This is a genomic window from Limosilactobacillus urinaemulieris, from assembly GCF_932750685.1.
GTDB lineage: Bacteria > Bacillota > Bacilli > Lactobacillales > Lactobacillaceae > Limosilactobacillus > Limosilactobacillus urinaemulieris.
This window is the reverse complement of the sequence record NZ_CAKOBX010000003.1, coordinates 25,435-45,619: the sequence shown is the minus strand read 5'-3', so window position 1 is coordinate 45,619 and position 20,185 is coordinate 25,435. Positions and strand designations below refer to the sequence as shown.

General features: G+C 42.3%; 19 protein-coding genes. 12 read left to right on the top strand and 7 right to left on the bottom strand.

The features are described from left to right. Positions 1-245 precede the first annotated feature (245 nt). Both MR181_RS02855 and MR181_RS02850 read right to left on the bottom strand, forming a co-directional pair. A complete protein-coding gene (locus MR181_RS02855) occupies positions 246-1,568 on the bottom strand; it encodes an MFS transporter (RefSeq protein ID WP_242334632.1) in 1,323 nt (440 codons plus the stop codon). A 179-nt stretch (positions 1,569-1,747) separates the two neighbouring features. Continuing rightward, positions 1,748-3,142 (bottom strand): APC family permease, encoded by a 1,395-nt coding sequence (locus MR181_RS02850; RefSeq protein ID WP_242334629.1) that lies wholly within the window; start codon positions 3,140-3,142, stop codon positions 1,748-1,750. Between the two features lie 134 nt (positions 3,143-3,276). On the opposite strand from MR181_RS02850, the gene MR181_RS02845 reads away from it, so the two are divergent. The 11 genes from MR181_RS02845 (at position 3,277) to MR181_RS02795 (ending at position 12,769) form a co-directional block, all read left to right on the top strand. Continuing rightward, a complete protein-coding gene (locus MR181_RS02845; protein ID WP_242334626.1) occupies positions 3,277-3,690 on the top strand; it encodes a bis(5'-nucleosyl)-tetraphosphatase in 414 nt (137 codons plus the stop codon). 1 nt (position 3,691) lies between these two features. Further along, a complete protein-coding gene (locus MR181_RS02840; RefSeq protein WP_242334623.1) occupies positions 3,692-4,261 on the top strand; it encodes a guanylate kinase in 570 nt (189 codons plus the stop codon). Positions 4,262-4,302: 41 nt separating this feature from the next. Next, complete coding sequence (locus tag MR181_RS02835; RefSeq protein WP_242334619.1) at positions 4,303-4,746, top strand: Fur family transcriptional regulator; 444 nt, start codon at positions 4,303-4,305, stop codon at positions 4,744-4,746. Positions 4,747-4,817: 71 nt separating this feature from the next. Beyond that, positions 4,818-5,234: a hypothetical protein gene (locus MR181_RS02830; protein ID WP_242334616.1), complete on the top strand. Its 417-nt coding sequence runs from the start codon at positions 4,818-4,820 to the stop codon at positions 5,232-5,234. A gap of 18 nt (positions 5,235-5,252) precedes the next feature. Further along, entirely contained in the window at positions 5,253-6,110 is an 858-nt protein-coding gene (locus MR181_RS02825; protein ID WP_191911033.1) for a DUF6681 family protein, read from the top strand. Between the two features lie 153 nt (positions 6,111-6,263). Continuing rightward, positions 6,264-6,824: a TetR/AcrR family transcriptional regulator gene (locus MR181_RS02820; protein WP_242334613.1), complete on the top strand. Its 561-nt coding sequence runs from the start codon at positions 6,264-6,266 to the stop codon at positions 6,822-6,824. A 42-nt stretch (positions 6,825-6,866) separates the two neighbouring features. Next, positions 6,867-9,500 carry a YhgE/Pip domain-containing protein gene (locus MR181_RS02815; protein ID WP_242334610.1) on the top strand — a complete coding sequence of 878 codons (2,634 nt, stop codon included), beginning with the start codon at positions 6,867-6,869 and terminating at the stop codon, positions 9,498-9,500. A 202-nt stretch (positions 9,501-9,702) separates the two neighbouring features. Further along, positions 9,703-10,935, top strand: a complete 1,233-nt coding sequence (locus MR181_RS02810) for an L-lactate MFS transporter (protein ID WP_242334608.1) — start codon at positions 9,703-9,705, stop codon at positions 10,933-10,935. Positions 10,936-11,092: 157 nt separating this feature from the next. Beyond that, a complete protein-coding gene (locus MR181_RS02805) occupies positions 11,093-12,091 on the top strand; it encodes a D-2-hydroxyacid dehydrogenase (protein WP_242334605.1) in 999 nt (332 codons plus the stop codon). A gap of 216 nt (positions 12,092-12,307) precedes the next feature. Continuing rightward, entirely contained in the window at positions 12,308-12,493 is a 186-nt protein-coding gene (locus MR181_RS02800) for a CsbD family protein (RefSeq protein WP_098044541.1), read from the top strand. Positions 12,494-12,508: 15 nt separating this feature from the next. After that, on the top strand, positions 12,509-12,769 hold the full coding sequence (locus tag MR181_RS02795) for a GlsB/YeaQ/YmgE family stress response membrane protein (protein ID WP_191911029.1): 261 nt from the start codon (positions 12,509-12,511) through the stop codon (positions 12,767-12,769). A gap of 215 nt (positions 12,770-12,984) precedes the next feature. Here MR181_RS02795 and hflX read toward each other — a convergent pair whose 3' ends face one another. The 3 genes from hflX to MR181_RS02780 all read right to left on the bottom strand — a co-directional run bounded on the left by hflX (position 12,985) and on the right by MR181_RS02780 (position 15,693). Next, positions 12,985-14,259 carry a GTPase HflX gene (gene hflX / locus MR181_RS02790; protein ID WP_242334602.1) on the bottom strand — a complete coding sequence of 425 codons (1,275 nt, stop codon included), beginning with the start codon at positions 14,257-14,259 and terminating at the stop codon, positions 12,985-12,987. A 37-nt stretch (positions 14,260-14,296) separates the two neighbouring features. After that, a complete protein-coding gene (locus MR181_RS02785; RefSeq protein WP_242334599.1) occupies positions 14,297-14,956 on the bottom strand; it encodes a histidine phosphatase family protein in 660 nt (219 codons plus the stop codon). Between the two features lie 86 nt (positions 14,957-15,042). Continuing rightward, on the bottom strand, positions 15,043-15,693 hold the full coding sequence (locus MR181_RS02780) for a DedA family protein (protein ID WP_191911026.1): 651 nt from the start codon (positions 15,691-15,693) through the stop codon (positions 15,043-15,045). 169 nt (positions 15,694-15,862) lie between these two features. On the opposite strand from MR181_RS02780, the gene helD reads away from it, so the two are divergent. Then, complete coding sequence (gene helD / locus MR181_RS02775) at positions 15,863-18,190, top strand: RNA polymerase recycling motor HelD (RefSeq protein ID WP_242334596.1); 2,328 nt, start codon at positions 15,863-15,865, stop codon at positions 18,188-18,190. Positions 18,191-18,250: 60 nt separating this feature from the next. Here helD and MR181_RS02770 read toward each other — a convergent pair whose 3' ends face one another. Together MR181_RS02770 and MR181_RS02765 are read right to left on the bottom strand one after the other, a co-directional pair. Further along, positions 18,251-19,147 carry a DMT family transporter gene (locus MR181_RS02770; RefSeq protein ID WP_242334594.1) on the bottom strand — a complete coding sequence of 299 codons (897 nt, stop codon included), beginning with the start codon at positions 19,145-19,147 and terminating at the stop codon, positions 18,251-18,253. Positions 19,148-19,226: 79 nt separating this feature from the next. Further along, positions 19,227-20,120: a DMT family transporter gene (locus MR181_RS02765; protein ID WP_242334591.1), complete on the bottom strand. Its 894-nt coding sequence runs from the start codon at positions 20,118-20,120 to the stop codon at positions 19,227-19,229. Positions 20,121-20,185: the final 65 nt, after the last annotated feature.

The following is a 20,185-nucleotide window of genomic DNA, read 5'->3' as shown; positions in this document are numbered from 1 at the left end:
AAATATTTACTATAAAGCAACAATCCCATGGGATCCCGTCCCCATGATTAACAGTCGGTTGTTCGCTTTGAGTTAAGTTGCTTTAATCAGTCCTTTTCTTGTTTTTTGTAAGAATATTATACCATTCTGATGAAGGTGAGAAGGCGCTATTAAAGGATTCTTAGACAAGAGTTCAATGAAAATTCACAATTAAAAAGTCTAGACTTAGCGGCTATTAAAGTACCGAAACCTAGACTAATAGGTAGTTATTTGTTTTCTGCTTTCTTCATAAACCGTGGTGATGTTTCTGGAGCCCAGAAAAGGCAAATCAAACCACCGATGATTAGAACAATGGTACAAACGAGCATTGCGAGATGAGCACCACCAATGTTAGTCAATATTGGCAAGAGAAAGGTTCCGCTAGCAGCACCGATTCGACTAATTGTGATACAAGTTCCGACTCCGGTAGCCCGAACCTTAATATCAAAGAGTTCGGTTGGGTAAGGATAGTCTAGGGTTAGCCCTGAAGAAAGGATAATTGAGAATAATGCAAAGATCCCAATCTGAAAGCCGAAAGATGACTGAGGGCCGATGATCATCCCAACCAAACTAATCGCAGATAGGAAGAAAGTTCCAATTAGAAACGCCCGCCGACTGATCCTTTTGAAAACCCAAGCACCGGCTAGCACGCCAATCAACATACAACCGTTATAGATTATTCCTGATAGATCACTATCGCCCATGTGCATACTCTTTAACAAGATCGGTAAGAAAATACTGATACCGAAGAATGCAAACGCCTGGCAGGCATAAAATAATCCACCAACAAGTGTTCGTTGGCAATACTTCTTACTAAATAAGGTCGTCCAGGAAATATTATCAACGGGTTTCGCTTTGAGGAGGTGGAGAGGGAGTCCCCAGCGTTTACCAATATGCTTTTGAATTAGCTTCTGGGCCTTTTTATTTTCACCCTGACTAGCAAGCCAGCTAGGTGAAGCAGGGAGTTTGGATACGGAACGAAAAATTCCAGCGATTAGTCCAGGAACGGCGGAAGAAGCAAGGATAACTTGCCAATTATGTCTACCAAAACCACTAATCATGATCCCGGTAATGTAGGAAAGAATAAAGCCAATTGTCCAGTAAATGATTAATTGACTTTGACGCTTACCGCTTTCGTTTGCGGGCAGCCATTCAACAAGCAGCGAATTTCCTACCGTGTAGTCGATAGCAATCATTAGACCGATAAGGAAGCGCAGAATAAACAATAAGAATAGGTTAGTAGTCGCAAGCTGAAGGAGTGAAAAAACCGCAAAAAGGTACATGTCAACCAGTAACATTCGGCGACGCCCAAATTGATCAGCAATTCGCCCCATCAATGCGCTTCCCATGAGTCCCAGTAAGCTACCAGCACCGATTAAGCCAACCCAAAAATCATTGATGGAGATATAATGCTGTGCTTGAGTAAGCCCGGTACCACTAATACCGAGGGCGTAACCACAGGCAATTTGACCAAGAACAATTGCAAAGAAGACGCGAAAGTGAACAGCTTTTAGTGGTGCTTTTTTATAATTCTTTTTTGTATATTCCATAAATATTAGACAGTCATTTGAGAGTGCCTATTAATTGATTCCTCCTTGAAATTAACAATAAATTTTAAAACGGATTGTTAAAAACACTAACAAAAGTAAAAACGGACTGTCAAACATTTATCGGGGAATAAGAAAGCGGATTAGCTTCTGAAACGAAGCCAATCCGCAGAGCTTTAAATTTAATTTTGTTTGTCATTTAGCTTACTGTGCCAGTAGCCGTAAGTGAAGTAGATAATGATTCCGAGTGAGAACCAAATTCCAGCACCAATGTAGGTCTCAAGTTGCAGTTGAGTCATCATGGCTAGACAAAGGAGCCCAGAGAGAATCGGAATAACTGGGTAAAGAGGGACCTTGAACCCGCCACGGTTACCAATGTCCTTTCGACGACGAAGAGGAATGATCCCAAATGAAACCAGTGTAAAGGCAAATAAAGTTCCAATGTTAACTAAACTAGTTAATTGATCAAGTGAAACTAAGCCACCCATAGTAGCGATAATCACCGCAACAATCCAGAGGGCAATTTGTGGAGAGTGACTCTTCTGATCTAGCTTTCCCAGGAATGCCGGCAGTAACCCGTCACGACCAATCGCGTAAATTAATCGTGAACTTGAGTAGATCATGGCAACCATCATGGTGAACATTCCAACTAGAGCTCCGATTGAAAGTAGTTCTGCCAGCCAATCTTGGTGAACTAGCTGAAGAGCGTATGATACCGGATTAGCAACATCCAGTCGGGTATACTTCACCATTCCTGTAAGGACAACCGCAACCCCCATATAGAGCAGGGTAACGATGCCTAAAGTACCGATGATTCCAAGAGGCATGTTGCGCTTTGGATTCTTCACTTCGGCAGCTGAACTAGAAACACAGTCAAATCCTAAGTAAGCAAAGAAACCGATCGTTGCCCCATGAATAACCCCGCTCATGTGGTAAGGCAAGAATGGATGGTAATTCTTCGGTTTAATGAAGAACAACCCAGCAACAATAAAAATTAAAATAATGGCAACTTTAATCACGACCGCAATGTTGTTAACCCGAACAGAAGATTGCAGGCCACGAGATAACATCACGGTGATTAAAAGGACAATGACGACCGCAACGATATTAATATATGTTCCGTGTGCGGGATCAAATGGCCCCGATAAGGCATGAGGGATCTTTAGCCCAAAACTTTCGATAAATGAATTAAAGTAGGCTGCCCACCCCGTTGAGACTGATGCTACGGCAAGCATGTATTCCAGGATCAATGCCCATCCAAGGAGCCAACCAAAGAATTCGCCGAACACCACGTTACCATAAGAATAAGCACTACCGGCAACGGGTAACGCTGAAGCGAATTCGGCATAACACATTGCGGCAAATGCACAAACGATTGCGGAAAGTAAGAAGGAGAGAGAAACCCCCGGTCCAGCTTGCTTAGCTGCAATAGTACCGGGAAGAATGAAGATCCCGGTACCAATAACGGTTCCGATTCCGATAGCCATCAGATCGCGAGCATTCATCGTTTTAACGAAGAGTCTATCAGCTCCGAGATAACGATCGAGACTTTCTTTTCGGAAAATGTTTAAGCCCATCTTTAACCCACCTTTGCTATAATAAATTTAGCGGCAGGGAGCAATTCCTGTCGCGGATACTAAATATAATACATTTGATTAACATTAAAAGTCAATTAGAAACATTAGATTATTTTAAAGGGAGTCAAATAACTATGGCAATTGAAATTACTAGTGGTGCGGTTGTTTACCGGAAGAATAATGGTGAAATTGAATACTTACTCTTAGAGAGCCAGAATAAGGGTCATTTTTGGGGATTCCCTAAGGGGCATGTCGAAGGGAATGAAGCCTTAGAAGAGACTGCTAAACGCGAAATTAAAGAAGAAACGCAGCTAGTATTACCAATCGACACTAGTTTTCACGTATATACAGAATATGACTTGCCAAACGGTAACCGGAAGCAGATGACGCTGTATACCGCTGACTTAACGCAAAGTGAAGACATTCATTTACAAGCAGAAGAAATCAAAAACTGTGGTTGGTTTAACTATGCTGATGCTCGAGAACGGTTAACTTACGACAACCTCAAACAATTACTCGATCAAGTTAACGACCACTTAACAAAGTAATATGAATTCTGGGAGGGTATTTGTAATTGTCGGTGCAGCTGGTTCAGGGAAAACAACGGTTGCTAAGTATCTTCATGATCGTTACAAGATGGCACGGGTTATTACCCACACAACACGAGCACCACGCCCGAATGAACGGGATGGGGTTGATTACCATTTTGAGACGCCGGCTTCAATGAACAGACTTCATTTGCTGGAATCCGTTGAATATGATCACCACCTTTACGGCTCTTCATTAGAAAGTTTGATTACGGGATGGCGAATGAGGCGCGATGATGTGATTGTGCTGGATACCAAGGGCGCAATTACCTATCACCAGAAGCTAGGCGATCGCGCGGTAATTATCTTTCTAACGGTGAGCCATGTCGCATCGTTGGCTCACCGGATGGTTAAACGGGGAGATGAATTGCCGGCAGTTCAGTCAAGACTGAAGAGCCCTGAGTATCACCGGGACCTTCATTTACCGAATGCGCTTAAAGGAATTGCAAATGTTGTTGTTAATGATTCCTGGTCGCAAACAACTACTCAGGTTGACCGAATAATAAGACAAATCAGTTCAGAAAATGACTAATTTATGGTAGAATATTTTTCTCATTGGGGAGGTGGCATTAGATGAGTACTCTTGTAGAACAAGCTCGTAAGGTATTAAAGGATAATGGCTCACGGTGGACTAAGCAGCGTCAGCAAATGATTGAGATCCTAGCTGAGCATCCTGATCATTACATTGATTTCACGGATGTTGATCAACGCTTGCGGAGAGATAATCCGGGACTTAGCCATGGTACTGTATATCGGAACTTGAAGGATTTTGAAAGCTTGGGGATCGTTGAAACCAGGCAAGCTGGTGAACGGATGCAGGTTAAGGTTTGTTGTGATTCTAACCATCACCATCATTTTATTTGTGATGTTTGTGGCAGGGTGCAGGAGATCCAGATGCCACCGATTGATTATGCTTTTTTTGCCAAGCAGTTGCCGGGGGCTAAAATTAATGGTCACACGTTTGAACTGCACGGTATTTGTGCCAATTGTCAGGCAAAAAAGGAAAAGACAAAATAACTTCAACTTTCCTTAATATTTATGGAGGAAAAAAGCGAGTATGATAGGTTGTAGAAAAGGAGCATTTATTTATGGCAAATAAAATCCCACCTTTCGTAACTCCCTTTGCATTGTTTTCAATCGTATTAGCACTGGGGGCTACTAACGTTGTGGTTAATCACGCAACGCATACATCTGAAGGTGCACGAGTAAGTTCTACTTCATCAGTTAGTCGGCGCATGGACTCTGATGATAGTAGCTCAATTAGCCGGTCATCTTCACAACAGGATGAAAGCGAACAGCAATCTTCTAGTACTCGTAGTAATAATAATTCGACTACTCAGGAAAATCAGAATAATACGAGGAATGATACTGAGCGTTCATCATCGACCACTACCACAAATAAGCAGAATAGTGGTGGCAATACTTCGACTGGCAATGAAAACCAGACAGGTCAATCAAATAGTGGTCAAAATACTAATAATCAGACCACGACTGATAATCAATAAGCGGGGTGAACCTAACTAATGTTTAGTTTTCTCGATATGATTAACTCATCGCTAAGTTACTTTAACTTGGACGTTAAATTAAAGAACCGGATTTATATTATTCTGGCAACTCTGGGTGATATTTATTTGGTATACGTGACTTTCCGCTTATTCATTAACCAAGCCTGGTTGCGAGGCTTTTTGTATTGCTTAGCGATGATTGCAATTACGTACTTTATTTACGTTAACTTTGTTTTCTACTTTTTAGGAAAGACATCACAATTTGACTTCTTGTCACCGCGAATTGCTAAAATTACGGGGCAAAAATTTGCAGATAATAATCAGTCACAAGTAAGACGGGGAGCTAGCCGGTACTCAACAGGTCTGGCTAACCAGTCGAACGGTCTTTTTGATGGGGCGGATACAATCCCCGCAACCGTTGAGATCGATCATACAGAACAAGAAAACCTCCAAAAAGTGGTTGACCGCCTTTTAACGGAAAAGATCTTTGTTAATGATTTTAACGGGATGAGTGAACGGGAGATTATCCGCCAGTACCAAGAGACTCATAAACCAGTTCAAGCACTAAATGTGGAATCAATTCCGCCATTCTTTGAACTGGTTCATGATCCGATTCGTCACCGTCTTGAGATTTACATGGGGATGAACCAAATGGAACGGCGACCAGTTGGTCATATTTCTAAGATTGGGTTGACTGATGTTCGGGAGGCCCACCAGAAGTACCGAATTTATTTAGCTAACTTGGTCGTGGTCGATGGACCAAATAAGATTCCCGGTCGAAGCGGAACCACAATCATGACAACTGCTGATTATGGCCTGAAAGCTCAGGTTGCTTATCGTCAACGAACTTCAAATCGAAGAACTACAATTGAATAAAATATTGGATAGTAAAACTATTGTCCCAATTTAATGAGACAATAGTTTATTTTCGTCTCATTTTAATGCAGATGTGCCAAATTAACTCTGTTGTCTATTTTTGACACGGTTTACAATATTCATTGCAAAATCGGCGAAAAGGAGGGGAAAGTTGTGCGAGTCACGAGAACCGTGCGTGATTTTCAAAATGCATTGTTGACGTTGCTTGAAGAGTATTCCTTTGAGCACTTAACCGTTGACCAGATTTGTCAAGAAGCGTTATTACACCGGAGCAGTTTTTACCGCTATTTCCGTGATAAATATGACCTCCTTGAACAAACTCTGGGAACACAAATAAACCACTTGGTTGATAGTAGTGATTCTGAAGATGATCTAATTAAGCAGTTAATTTACTACGTCAACGATCATAAGAACGTTTTTCGGCACTTAGCATCTGAAAGTGCTCATAGTTCGCTGTATGCTGAAATGATGCATATCTTAAGCCAGATTATGTTGGAACGTCGGCGTGAAAAGAGCAATGATTCTGTTATCCAATTATTACAACAAACCGATGATCCGGAGATGCTGGCTTATGTTTTGAGTGGCGCACTGATCGGCACATTTTATTGGTGGCAGGAGAAAAACTATGATGTTTCAATTGAGCATGTGATTGAATTTGCCAAACGAACGATGCAGTCGTTATCAATTGGTCGTCAATTGGAACAAAGACGATGAAACTATTAATAAAAATATTTAGGGGATAAGAGGAGAATAGAAATGTGGAATGCGATTAAAGCAGAATTTAAGAATATCCTGCACAATCGACTATTATTGATTTCCACTACTGTTATTTGTATCATCCCGTTCCTTTACAGTATCTTTTTCCTGAAGTCTGTTTGGGATCCATATGGGAGTACAGAAAACTTACCAGTAGCGGTTGTCAATAAGGATGTTCCAGTTGAATATCGTGGACAAACGATGGATATTGGACACCGGATGGTTAAAGAATTAAAGAAGAATAAGCAATTAAAGTGGGAAATCGTTTCACCAGAAAAGGCACATTACGGTTTAACCCACCGGAAATATTACACAGTAGTGACGATCCCAAAGGACTTTTCGAAAAACGCCACAACTGTATTGGATAAGCATCCTAAACAAATGCAGTTGAAGTACGAGACTAATGGTTCCCTTAACTACATTGGTGAAGTAATTAGTCAACTCGGAATGACCAAGCTGAACGAAAAAATTCGGGCACAAGTTACCCGGGCATATGCTACAGCAATGTTTAAGGCCTTGCACACCGTTGGTAAAGGAATGAGTACCGCTGCTAACGGGGCAAAGCAATTGGATACCGGATTGGTTACCCTGCAAAGCGGAATGAACCAGTACGTTGCCGGGGTTTCTCAAGTAAACAACGGTGTTCAAACATTGCGGGTAAGCGTCGCTCCATTAGCTGCCGGTGCTCAACAGTTGGCATCTGGTAGTCAAACGCTTGCTAACGGTATTCGTCAGTACACTGGTGGTGTCGGTCAGCTTGCTGCTGGATTGGGTCAATTGAATGCTAATTCTGGTGCGTTGAACTCTGGTGCGAGCCAGTTGCAAGGCGGCTTGAATACATTGAGCGGTAATTCTGGTCAGTTACGAAGTGGATCTGGTCGATTAGCAACTGGTGCAAGTCAGTTAAATAGTACTGTTAATAGTCAGCTAGGCAATATTGACTTTAACGGTATTATGGGGGCAATGAATCAAGCCCAGGACCTTCAAAAGGGATTAACCCAATTACAAGCTGGTTTAACGACTGCTAAGGCTGCTTTAGCTGGTGTTCAAGAAAGTGCGGGTAAGCTTCAACAGGCTTCTGGTGCTCTTGCTGGTGTCAGTCAGGTTAAAGGACAATTAACGAGTGCTGCAAGCGGAGCCGGTAGTGTTGCCAAAAGTGATGCTGAGATCGCTGGTAAATTACAAGAACTTGCAGGTTCAACTAGTGATAATAATATTAAGAGCCAATTAGGTGCATTAGCTGCACAAGCTGGAGCAAATGCTAAAACTGCTGAAGATAGTGCTAAAACTATTGCCAGTGTGGGTGAGACATTGACTAGTTTAAATAGTTTGGGGAGTTCTCTAAGTGATATGCAATCGCAACTTGGTCAGCTTTCTCAAATGTCAACAATCCTTGATAATGCTGATGGCACAATCAAGCAAGCTAATACATTACTTAATACTTTAAATGGTTATAAGGGTACTTTATCGTCAATGCCAGATGCCGTTAATAAGTTAAAAGAAGCTACTGGCCAAATCTCTTCTGGTGCCAACACGTTGAATGCCGGTGTCAACCAATACACTAACGGAGTAGATACTGCTGCCGCTGGTGCCGGGGCGTTAACATCTGGGATTGGTCAATACACCGCTGGGGTTGCGCAAGCAGGTGCTGGGATTGGTCAATTAACGGCTAACTCTGGTGCATTAAATGCTGGTGCTGGTCAACTTGCTGGTGCTCTTGGTCAACTGAATGGTCAGGTTCCTGCATTGACTGCGGGGGTTAACCAATTAGCCGCTGGTACCCAGCAATTAGTTGATAATTCACCTGCCCTTGTTCAGGGAATTACCAAGTTAAATGTTGGTGCTGCTAAGCTCTCAACTGCTCTTGGCAAGGGTGCGAAGACAATTAATGGTATTAAGACTTCACCACGGACTGCTAAGATGATTGCTGAACCTTCAGTTGAAAAGCACTCTAATTACAGTTACGTACCAAACTATGGTCACGCACTGGCACCTTATGTTCTGTCAGTTGCCCTCTATGTTGGGATGCTGGTCTTCAACTTTGTTTATCCAATTCGACGGGTTGCGGATCCAGATGCTTCTGCAACTGCTTGGTGGTTCAGTAAAGTTATCGTTGGTGCGGTAGCCGCAATTGCCATGGCCGTTGTTGAATGTGGAATCATGATGATGTGTGGCTTAACAGTCGATCATGTTCCGTCATTCTTTGCAACAACAATTCTCTTTGGGCTCGCTTCAATGGCCGTCGTAATGTTCTTATCGATGACCTTTGATAACCCTGGACGGTTTGTTGCCATGGTTCTTCTGATGTTACAACTTGGTGGTTCCGGTGGGACATTCCCAATGGAAGTTACCATGAAGTTCTACAATGTTATTCACTGGTACTTGCCAATGACCTACTCAATCCTTGGTCTTCGTGATTCAATCAGTGGTGGTCTTGGTACTCACTACACATTGTTCTGTAACCTGGTCCTTCTCGGAATCGCGGTTGTCTTCAACTTGTTACTCTTGTTAACGATGAAGGGAATTGCATCACACGACTTCCGTGCCCCAACTGTTGAAAGCTTAAAAGCTAACGAACATGGTCCAATGGGTAAGGGCGATGGCTTTACATCAAATGGTCAAGATAATAAATAGAAATTAATTATTATTAATAAGAGCTGGAAAAGCATTAACTTTTCCGGCTCTTTTAATAATTTATTATTTAATCGCTTACAATAGCAAAGTTCGTGTTTTGCTTATTGTTTAATAGAAACTCCTGTGTTATTTTTTAAACACCGAACTAATATAACTTATTTAAAAATAAAGTTCGGAAATAACAGCAAAGGAAGTATCGAGAATGGCAAAGACGAGGAATCGGTATGGAGTTGCAATTGCGGGGGTAATCCTCCACTTAATGATTGGTGGGGTATATGCTTGGAGTGTGTTTACCAAGCCAATTTCTGCCTATACTGGTTGGAAGGAAACATCAGTATCATTTGCGTTTAGTTTGGCAATCTTCTTTTTAGGGATGTCAGCTGCATTTATGGGACGGTTAGTTGAAAAGTTTGGCCCAACTGTTACTGGAACGATCTCAAGTATTTGTTACGGAAGCGGAATTGCATTGACTGGATTAGCGATCCAATCACACCACTTATGGTTGCTTTACTTAGCTTATGGTGTTATTGGCGGCTTAGGATTAGGCTCTGGCTATGTTACACCAGTATCAACGATTGTGCGTTGGTTCCCTGACAAGCGGGGATTAGCTACTGGGTTAGCAATTATGGGATTCGGTTTTGCAGCAATGCTTACTGGTCCAGTTGCTCAACACCTGATGGCACTTGTGGGGATTGCGAATACCTTTTATGTTTTAGGAGCATTTTACTTTGTTGTAATGATTGTGGCTGCTCAATTTATTAAAAAGCCACGTCCTCATGAATTACCGCAAGCAATCGCTGAAAATGCTCAACGGGTAAGTTTAACTAACCAAGAATTAACCGCCAACCAAGCATTAAAGACCCGGACTTTCGCATTCTTATGGTTTATGTTCTTTATCAACATTACCACTGGCATTGGTCTCGTTTCGGCAGCTTCTCCAATGGCGCAGAATATGACGACAATGACTGCCAGTGCTGCCGCGGTAATGGTCGGGATTATTGGCTTATTCAATGGGTTTGGTCGGCTTGCCTGGGCAACATTATCTGACTTTATTGGTCGACCGCTTACGTATAGTTTGATCTTCGTGCTCGATATTTTAATGCTCTTCGTTCTTCTTTTCTTTAAGACACCATTTATCTTTGCGTTAGCACTTTGCTTGTTAATGTCTTGCTACGGTGCTGGATTCTCAGTAATTCCAGCCTACCTCGGCGATGTCTTTGGAACAAAGGAATTAGGCGCCATTCATGGTTACATCTTAACCGCCTGGGCTGCAGCGGGAATGGTTGGGCCAATCCTTCTTTCCTATACTCACCAAGTACTCCATAATTACTATGTAACTTTGATTGTCTTTGTTATTATTGATGCCTTAGCAATGGTTGTCTCCGTTTGGATTCAGCGTGATTTTGTCACTCGTCGAGAAACTAAGACTGCTTAAATTAAAAATGACTTTATAAATAAACAACCTAAGATTATCTTCGTTCTGAACTAATCTTAGGTTGTTTTTAGTTTGTTCATCAATCTAGTATAATAAGGATTGTAAGCGATTTTTTGCACACAAAGACTTACAGATACATAAAAGGATGGGATTACAAATGAAACTAATTATGTTTGGCGTAGACGATAAAGAAGTACCTTACGCTAAGGAGTGGGCTGCTAAAACCGGCAATGAGGTTAAATTAGTTAAGGAACAACTAACCGCCTCAACAATTGATTTAGTAGAGGGTTTTGATGGAATTTCAGTTCTTCAGACCAGTAAGATTGATGATCCAGCGATCTATGCTAAGTTAAAGCAATTTGGGATTAAGCAGCTATCAACCCGGACAGCAGGATTTGACATGTTTGATCTTGATTTAGCAAAGAGCAATGGTCTGAAGATCACGAATGTTTCTATCTATTCTCCACGGGCAATTGCGGAAATGGGATTGACCCACGCAATGTACCTTTTGCGCCGGATCGGAGAATTTAAGGAACGGATGGTAAATGACGCTGATTTCCGCTGGAGTAAAGATCTAGTTAGCAATGAAATCTACAACCAAACCGTTGCGATTGTCGGTCTCGGTCATATTGGCGGAGCAACCGCACAGATTTATAAGGCGTTGGGTGCACGGGTAATTGCGGTTACGCGGGAAGCGAGCGTTATTTATGCACCGTATGTTGACGCTTTTGTTGATCTAGAAACCGCGTTAACGGAGGCTGACATTATTACCCTCCATGTTCCGTTGACTTCCAGTACAGAAAACATGTTTGCTGCTCCGCAATTTAAGCAAATGAAGAATAATGCAATCTTGATTAATATGGCACGGGGAAAAGTTGTTAATACGAATGACCTGATTGCAGCTCTGAAGAACCATGAAATTGCGGGAGCTGGGCTTGATACTCTTGGTGATGAAACAACTTACTTTAGTAAGAAGGTTTCGCCAGAAGACGTTCCAGCTGACTTCAAGGAATTAGTGGAAATGCCAAACGTGGTAGTGACGCCACACGTTGCCTTCATGACGACTACTGCTGTTCGCAATATGGTTCAGGTTAGTTTGAATGATATTGTCGCGATTATTAAAGGAAAAAATGTTAAGAACGAAATTCGTTTTTAATTCATAATTAATAAGTGAGCAGCCGTTAAAAGACGTGAGAATGCTGGTGAAATAGCATCTTCACGTCTTTTGTTAATTTAAGGAAAAGATAATTAATATTAATACTTTCGTAAGCAAACTGGTAAAGGGTCGCTAATGAAATCGCTTATTGTTATGATCAAACCATCAAAGAAAGTTACTAGCACACAGTCACTTAGATAGAGAAAGGAGCAGACTATGACTAGCAAAAAGAGCATTAAGAACAAGGTTGTCGGTAAGCTGAAACAGGTTGAAGGAAAAATAACTAAGGATAAAGTTCGTGAGGCAGAAGGTAAAGCACAAGAAACTCACGGTAAGGCGCAAGCAAAAGCAGATGAGTTGAAAAAGAAAGCAGATAAGAAAAAAGAAGAATTAGCTGAATAAAAGGAGGGGATGTAAATGCTTCATTGGATTTGGGTATTAATTGTCGGTGGTGTCATTGGATTGATTGCCGGAGCGATTACTCGTCGTGGTGGTTCCATGGGAGTCATCAGTAATATCATTGCCGGACTAGTAGGTTCATCACTAGGTGAAGCAGTCCTCGGTGACTGGGGACCACAAGTTGCCGGAATGGCAATCGTCCCTTCGATTATCGGTGCAGTAATTCTGGTATTAATTGTTTCCTGGATTATGGGGATGATTAATCGCAGGGCAGCGTAGTATCATTTATATAAATATAGATAGAGGGTGAGAAAAATAAAAGTTTTTCTCACCCTCTATCTATATTTAGTTATCTCCGAACTTACAGAGTCTAATTGCGGAAATTAACCCGAGCCTTCGAGTCTAACTACGAACGACTCTGATGAATTCATCATCATTCATCGTTCTAGGTTAGCCCACCAGGCTCTTAAATGGGTTAATTCCCAGCTTCCTATTTATTGAATAACGTATTTTTGATACTTATCGTAATCTTTTTGCGAAAGTTCAACGGTTAGAACGGTTCCGCTATTTTGGTATTCAGTATTCAAGATGTTGGTGTTTTCGTTAAGGTACGAAACAACATTCCCGTCCGCAAACGGGATCAACATTTTGGCTTCAACATAGTCTTGGAACAGGTGCTTTCGAATGGTTGAAACGAGGAGATCAAGTGATTCATCATCCTTAGCAGAAATCACGATTTGATCGTCACCTTCAAGCACTGGATATTCCATGTCGGTCTTATCGGCCTTGTTAAAGACATACAGCATTGGGATATTTTCAATTCCAATCTGCTTGAGTGTCTTTTGGGTGGTTTTCATCATGTCTTCGTAATGTGGATCTGAAGCATCAATGACCTGAATTAATAGGTCAGCATTAGCTGCTTCTGCCAACGTTGACTTGAATGATTCAACCAGGTGGGTTGGCAACTTGCTAACAAAGCCGACCGTATCACTAAGTAAGAACCGTTTTTGATCCGGTAATGTTAATTGACGAACACTGGTATCCAAAGTAGCAAATAGCATGTCCTTTTCAAAAACAGTCTTGTCTTCGCCGGCACCATATTTTTCAACGAGGCCATTCATGATCGTAGACTTACCAGCGTTAGTATAACCAACGAGGGCGGCCGTTGGAATGGCACTCTTGTCCCGTTGCTTTCGTTTAACTTCTTCGGAACGATCAATTACCCGCAGTTCTTTTCGCAGGTGGCTGATTGAATTCTGAATTGTCCGGCGGTTCATTTCCAACTTGGTTTCACCGGATCCCCGGTTAGTGAAGCCGCTACCGCCACCGGTTTGCTGATCAAGTCGTTGGTTAGCACTAGTCTGTAATCGTGGCAGTCGGTATTGTAATTCTGCAATTTGAACTTGGAGTTTGGCTTCCTTGGACTGTGCCCGTTCAGCGAAGATTTCAAGGATCAGTGCAGTACGGTCAAGAACACGACAGCCAAGTTCGTCCTCAAGATTTCGTAACTGACTAGGAGTTAACTCATCATTAGTGATCACGGTTGAAACATTTTCAGCTAAAACTGCTTCTTTAATTTCATCAACCTTACCACTTCCGAAGTAGGTAGCTGGATTAGGCCGGTCAATTGACTGATCAATCCGGTCGATTGCCTTCATGTGATTTGCCTGGGCTAATTCAGCAAGTTCGGTCATGGAATAATCAAAGTCTTCTTGTTCGGTGTTTAACCCAGTGATTAATACTGGCTCTTCAGTTTGTATGTTATCCATTGAAAGATAGTGTTCCCCCTTTTAAGTTCAATTATTTTTATTTATCAGGAATGTGGAGTTGGTTATAAAAGTCCACATGAGTATCAGTATCAGTTAATGTCATTTTCATAATGCTGCCGTTTCGTGGCGAAACATTTTGGTCGACCCCTTCAAGGTAGCGATCAGCGATTGAACGGATCGCAGCGCCGTGTGAAACGACAACCGCAACAGAGTTATCTGGCAGGTTACGCAACCGATCAAAGCCCTTATCCATTCGTTGCCAAAAACGTTTGGCATCTTCAGCGTCCCCATATTGATCTGCCTTTGCAATTCGATTTTTGAGTTCATCTGTGCCCCAGCCGGCAGCCATTTGGGAGAATGTATGGTAGCCGTATTTGCCGCCAACGATGTCAGCAACTGCACCACCATTTGCTCCTTCAAAAAAGCCAAAGAAGATTTCGCGAAATGCTGGTTCTTGAATTGGCTCCTTAAGGTCAGTATTCGGATCAGCAGCAAGGAGCAACCGTGCGGTATTAACTGCCCGTGAAAGATCACTACTGAAAATGTAATCAAACTTAACCTTCGATAGTGCCTTTCCTACACGCTTAGCATCTTCAATCCCCTTTTCGGTCAGGGGAGCGTCAGACCAGCCCTGCATCCGATTATAACGGTTGAGGTAGGTTTGACCATGACGAACAAAGTAGACAGTAATTGCCAACTTGATCAGCTCCTTTATTACGTAATAACAATTATCTACTATTTTACCATGCTTTAATGGTAAGTGGGAACTGTAGCGGCCTAATGTTACAGCATGTTATTCCGCTTAAGGATCTTTCGCCTAATATGACGAATAAGAGCAAGGGTGGCGATAACCAGCAGAGCGCCAGCAACAAAAATCAGGATAATTAACGAGAAGTGTTCCTTAACAAAGGGAATGCTACCAAAGTAGTAACCGACGACACTGGCAAGGAGAACCCATATTATAACCCCAAGAAGGTTTCCGATCATGAATCGGCGAAAGTCAAAGTGCATTGTTCCGGCGATTAACGGCACAAACGTCCGGATCAGCGGGACAAAGCGACCAAACGCAACGGTTTTAATCCCGTGCTTTTCTAGTAACTGATGGGCTTTAACCATTCCGGGACCATTAACTCGTTTTGAAAGCCATTGCCAGCGCGAAAGGGAGCGACCAATAAAGTAATTGACCGTATCACCAATAAAAGCGGCTAAAAAGAAAACGGGAATCACAATTTCCATTTTCAGGACAGGGTGAAATGCAATAAACGAGGCGGTAAGGAAAATCAGTGATTCTCCCGGGAGCCACGGAAAGATGACCAGTCCGGTTTCCATGAAGATGATTGTAAACAATAGAACATAACTCCAGGGTCCCAACCATTCAAACATTGGAATGATCACTTCAGCAATGTGAGTCAAGATATAAAATAAGTTGGCCAATCGACAAGGCTCCTTTCTGAATCGAGTTATTATACTATTTTACCGTTATTCTGGACTTAAAAGTTAGGGTAGCAGTGATATTTAAAGATAATTTAGCATTCACGATAGCAGGGTGATATTGTTTCGGTCACCGCTTCATCAATGATATAATAGTAAGACGATTTCACGAATGGAGGTAGAAAGAGTGACCGAACAGTCAGTACAAGAATTTGAACAGCAGCATTTAGATCACGTTATTGATGAGATCAAACAGGCTAAGGAAAGAGCCGAAGAAAAGATCCATACCGCCCGACATGATATTAAGGGAATTAATAAACAGATTGATGATATTCACCTAAACACGGCGACCTATTCAGGGATGATGGATACGGCAATGTCATTTCGTGCCCAGCAGCAGATGCTGGATGAACGACAAAATAGCTGGCAACACGCTGCGGATCGCCTTTCAACCTTGAAACGCTTAGAAAAGAAACCTTACTTTGCCCGAATTGACTTCCAAGAAAAGGGGGCTGAAAAACCCGAAACCGTTTATATTGGCTTAGCATCATTTAGTGACCAGCCAGATCATTTTCTGGTATACGATTGGCGGGCACCAATTTCTTCGATCTACTATGAGGGAAAGCTAGGAAAGGTTAGTTACGAGACGCCGGTTGGAACTCAGGAAGTTAACATGACCCTCAAACGTCAATTTCAGATTGATGATGGGACAATTGTAACGATTTTTGATACTGACGAGCAGGTCGGTGATCAAATGCTTTTGGAAGCTTTGGGGACTCATTCCAGTACTAAGATGAAGAGTATCGTTACAACAATTCAGCGAACCCAAAATGAAATTATTCGGGACACAAAGGATGAACTTCTCTTCGTCCAGGGAGCTGCTGGTTCCGGTAAAACAGCCGCAGTTCTTCAACGGGTTGCGTGGCTTTTGTACCGTTACCGGGGCAACCTAAGTTCTTCTCAAGTGGTTCTCTTCTCGCCCAACCAATTATTTAATGATTACATTGATCAAGTGCTCCCAGAATTAGGGGAACATAACATGGTTCAGATGACTTATTACCAATTTGCTAATCGGCGGGTTCCGCGATTGCATGTAGAAACGCTCGCCCAACGCTTTACCAGCAGCCAGGATCCGGCAGTCAAGAAGGCGGTTCAATTAACAACGAGTTTAGCTTACTTTAAGGCAACCGGACGTTATGCTAAGCATCTTGGAAAGGCCAATATGCGTTTTCGTAATTTAATGTTCCGCGGGAAAGTCTTCATTAGTAAAGAGAAGATCAAAGAAATTTACTACTCATTTAATAGCAACTACAATCTTGGTAACCGGCTTGACGGAACTAAAGAGGCATTAATTAAGTACCTCAATCACCGGGTTAGTGTTGAAATGCGCAGTAAGTGGGCTGAAGAGGCTGTGCAAAACCTGAGCAAGGAACAAATTGATGACTTGATGGACAACCAGCCACGAGAATTTGCGGATGAAAATCAACAGTTCAAGTTTCTCGCCCGCCAGATTGTAATGAAGGCGCTCACACCAGTGAAACGGGCGATTGATCATAATTTATGGCTAAACATTAACGCCCAATTTATCCACCTCCTCCGAGCAACCCCTAAGCTCATGGACCTGAACAAATTTGGCATTAGCACTGCTGAATGGGAAGCGTACGTTGAAAAAACAAAGGATGATCTCCGTCAAGGAAACATTAGTGCCAACGGGATTACCATTTATCTCTACCTCTACGATTTAATGACCGGGAAGAAGGGCCAACGGGATATTCGATATGTCTTCATTGACGAAGTTCAGGATTATGATGCCTATCAGTTAGCATACTTAAAGTTCCGTTTTCCTAATGCTCGGTTTACTCTTCTTGGTGATTTGAATCAGGCAATCTTTACCCATGAGAATAGTCGTTCGCTCTTACGACAATTGGGGACAATGTTTGATCCGGAAAAGACAAAGGTTGTTCAACTGACTAAGTCTTACCGGTCAACTAAACAGATCACGGACTTTACGAAGCATTTCTTAATGAATGGTGAGGCAATTGAAGCCTTTGACCGAAATGGTGATTTACCAACCGTGATTGAAGCTGATAATTATTCTGCCGGTGTTGATAGTGTCGTTGAAACGCTAAAGAAGTACCAGCAGGAGCATGATGCAGTGGCGATTATCGGCAAGACGCTTGATGATTGTGAAAAGCTTTATGACGAATTAAAACAGCGGAATGTCAAGACAACGCTTATTCGGACAGAAAACCAGCGCTTAGTTGATGGGGTTATTATTGTGCCGTCTTTCTTAGCTAAAGGGCTAGAATTTGATGCGGTAATTGCTTGGAACATTAACGAGCAAGAATACCCTGATGATAGTGAGCGCCAGCTGCTGTATACGATTGCTTCTCGGGCAATGCACGCGTTAACGATGATTTCCGTAGGCAAGGTGACGCCGTTACTTAAGGATGTACCAGATGAACTTTATTCATTTGTGAAGCGCGATAAGAATAATTAATTAAAACAAAGACCTAAGTCTCCGTTTGACGGGAACTTAGGTCTTTGTTTTAAAGGTAGCTTAATCTTGCACTCTTAGCTTTGACTTGCGGAAGTTAAACTGCATAATCACGTTAGCCATAATAATTAGTAGACCACCAATAACTAATCGTGGTGAAAGTTGGTCATAGCCGAGAAGAACGGAAATGACGGTTGCAAAGAATGATTCGCTCATCAAAATCAAACTGGCAGAAGTGGCATCAGTGTACTTTTGTGCCCTAATTTGGATTCCCCGAGCTGCAAAGGTAATCACTATGGCAATGATTGCTAGCGGGAGAAGTGCTTGGAGCCAATGAATATGTGTAAGTGATGCTCGTTCCGTGGTTAGTGCTAATGGGGTACCGCAGATTACTTGGACAAATCCAATTAATGTAATGATAATCCACGGATTAGATGCCCGACTCGCGTACTTACCAAAAATGATAATTTGCAACGCCCAGAAGAAGGCAGAGAAGAAAGTGATTAGGTCGCCTGACTGAAGAGACCAGGTACTTCCGGTAATGCCCGTTAGAATTGCCATTCCAGCAAGCGAGAGCGGAATTGCAAAAATGATCTTGAGTTGTGGGCGCTCATGCCAAAAAATCCATAAAATTAGTGGCGTCAAGATAACGTAAGTCACGGTAATAAAGGAACTCTTAGCCGGTGTTGTGGAACGAAGACCGAGCGTTCTTAGATAATAACCGCAAAAGTTAACCAGACCAACGATTAAGCCTACTTTGATGTCAAACCGGGTAGCTTGTTTTAGTTGGCGGTGAAAGAGGATAATCCCACCAACTACACACATAGCACCACGAACCGCATTGATGGTCCCCGATTGCATTCCGGCATTGACCACCACTTTATTGAAAATATAGGTGCTCCCCCAAAGAATGGTTACAAAAACAAGAAGGAGGTTAGCGGCTGTTTTGTAAAGCTTCATCAGCGTGCTCCTTTCAACTTCCAGAAAATTCCTGGCTAAAAGATAATTGCAGAGTACCAATTGTTGATCCAAAATGCAATTAATTAGTTCGTTTTAAGAATGGAAGACGGTGGAGATCAGTTTGCATAATCGCGTTTGCGAGGAGTAAGATTGCGCCACCAATGATTAGTGAATGGGTTAATGAATCATAGCCTAAAATTACTGACAGGACACTGGCAAAGAAAGATTCAAGCATCAGGAGTAACCCGGCTGATGTAGCATCGGTATATTTTTGAGCGGTAATTTGCATTCCCTGAGCAATGAAAGTAACGAGAATGGCAAGCAGGGCAACAGGGATGAGCGCTTGTAGCCAGTGGATGCGGGAGAAAGTTTGGGTTTCGGTTGCAAAGGAAACACCCCATCCGGCAGCCCCCTGGATTAATCCGATCATAAAGATAATTACCCAAGGACTTGAAGCTTTCGAGGCAATTTTACCAAAGAAGATTAACTGGAGGGCCCAGAAGATTGAAGAAATGAGAGTTAGAAGATCACCGTAGTTTAAGGCTAATCCAGTAGCCGTAACGTTGGTTAAAATGCCCATCCCAATTAACGCTAACGGAATAACAAAGTAGGTTTTTCGTCGTGGCCGTTCGTGCCAAAAAATCCATAAGAGAAGTGGTGAAAGGGCAACATACATGGTAGTGATAAAGGCGTTTTTGGCTGGCGTGGTAAAACGGAGACCGTCAGTTTGTAAGTAATAGGCGACAAAGTTAGTAATCCCCATTAATAGGCCTGCCTTGAAATCAAACCAAGTCATTTGCCGGATACTTTTATTAAAGACAATCAGGCAGCCGACCACACACATCGTCCCCCGGACAGCATTAATCATTCTTGACTGCATTCCAGCATTGATTGCCATTCGGACGAAAATATAACTTGCACCCCAGAGAATGGCGACGGTTAGTAAGAGTAAATTAGCCTTACGTTTTGACATTAAGATTCCTCCCCAAAATATTTACTATCCTAGTATATGATATTTTGTTGCAAATACAACAAAGA

Excerpts from the sequence above, each read along its gene's own strand:
- MR181_RS02855 (WP_242334632.1), bottom strand. The coding sequence starts at position 1,568 with ATGGAATATACAAAAAAGAATTATAAAAAAGCACCACTAAAAGCTGTT.
- MR181_RS02850 (WP_242334629.1), bottom strand. The coding sequence starts at position 3,142 with ATGGGCTTAAACATTTTCCGAAAAGAAAGTCTCGATCGTTATCTCGGA.
- MR181_RS02845 (WP_242334626.1), top strand. The coding sequence starts at position 3,277 with ATGGCAATTGAAATTACTAGTGGTGCGGTTGTTTACCGGAAGAATAAT.
- MR181_RS02840 (WP_242334623.1), top strand. The coding sequence starts at position 3,692 with ATGAATTCTGGGAGGGTATTTGTAATTGTCGGTGCAGCTGGTTCAGGG.
- MR181_RS02835 (WP_242334619.1), top strand. The coding sequence starts at position 4,303 with ATGAGTACTCTTGTAGAACAAGCTCGTAAGGTATTAAAGGATAATGGC.
- MR181_RS02830 (WP_242334616.1), top strand. The coding sequence starts at position 4,818 with ATGGCAAATAAAATCCCACCTTTCGTAACTCCCTTTGCATTGTTTTCA.
- MR181_RS02825 (WP_191911033.1), top strand. The coding sequence starts at position 5,253 with ATGTTTAGTTTTCTCGATATGATTAACTCATCGCTAAGTTACTTTAAC.
- MR181_RS02815 (WP_242334610.1), top strand. The coding sequence starts at position 6,867 with ATGTGGAATGCGATTAAAGCAGAATTTAAGAATATCCTGCACAATCGA.
- MR181_RS02810 (WP_242334608.1), top strand. The coding sequence starts at position 9,703 with ATGGCAAAGACGAGGAATCGGTATGGAGTTGCAATTGCGGGGGTAATC.
- MR181_RS02805 (WP_242334605.1), top strand. The coding sequence starts at position 11,093 with ATGAAACTAATTATGTTTGGCGTAGACGATAAAGAAGTACCTTACGCT.
- MR181_RS02800 (WP_098044541.1), top strand. The coding sequence starts at position 12,308 with ATGACTAGCAAAAAGAGCATTAAGAACAAGGTTGTCGGTAAGCTGAAA.
- MR181_RS02795 (WP_191911029.1), top strand. The coding sequence starts at position 12,509 with ATGCTTCATTGGATTTGGGTATTAATTGTCGGTGGTGTCATTGGATTG.
- hflX (WP_242334602.1), bottom strand. The coding sequence starts at position 14,259 with ATGGATAACATACAAACTGAAGAGCCAGTATTAATCACTGGGTTAAAC.
- helD (WP_242334596.1), top strand. The coding sequence starts at position 15,863 with ATGGAGGTAGAAAGAGTGACCGAACAGTCAGTACAAGAATTTGAACAG.
- MR181_RS02770 (WP_242334594.1), bottom strand. The coding sequence starts at position 19,147 with ATGAAGCTTTACAAAACAGCCGCTAACCTCCTTCTTGTTTTTGTAACC.
- MR181_RS02765 (WP_242334591.1), bottom strand. The coding sequence starts at position 20,120 with ATGTCAAAACGTAAGGCTAATTTACTCTTACTAACCGTCGCCATTCTC.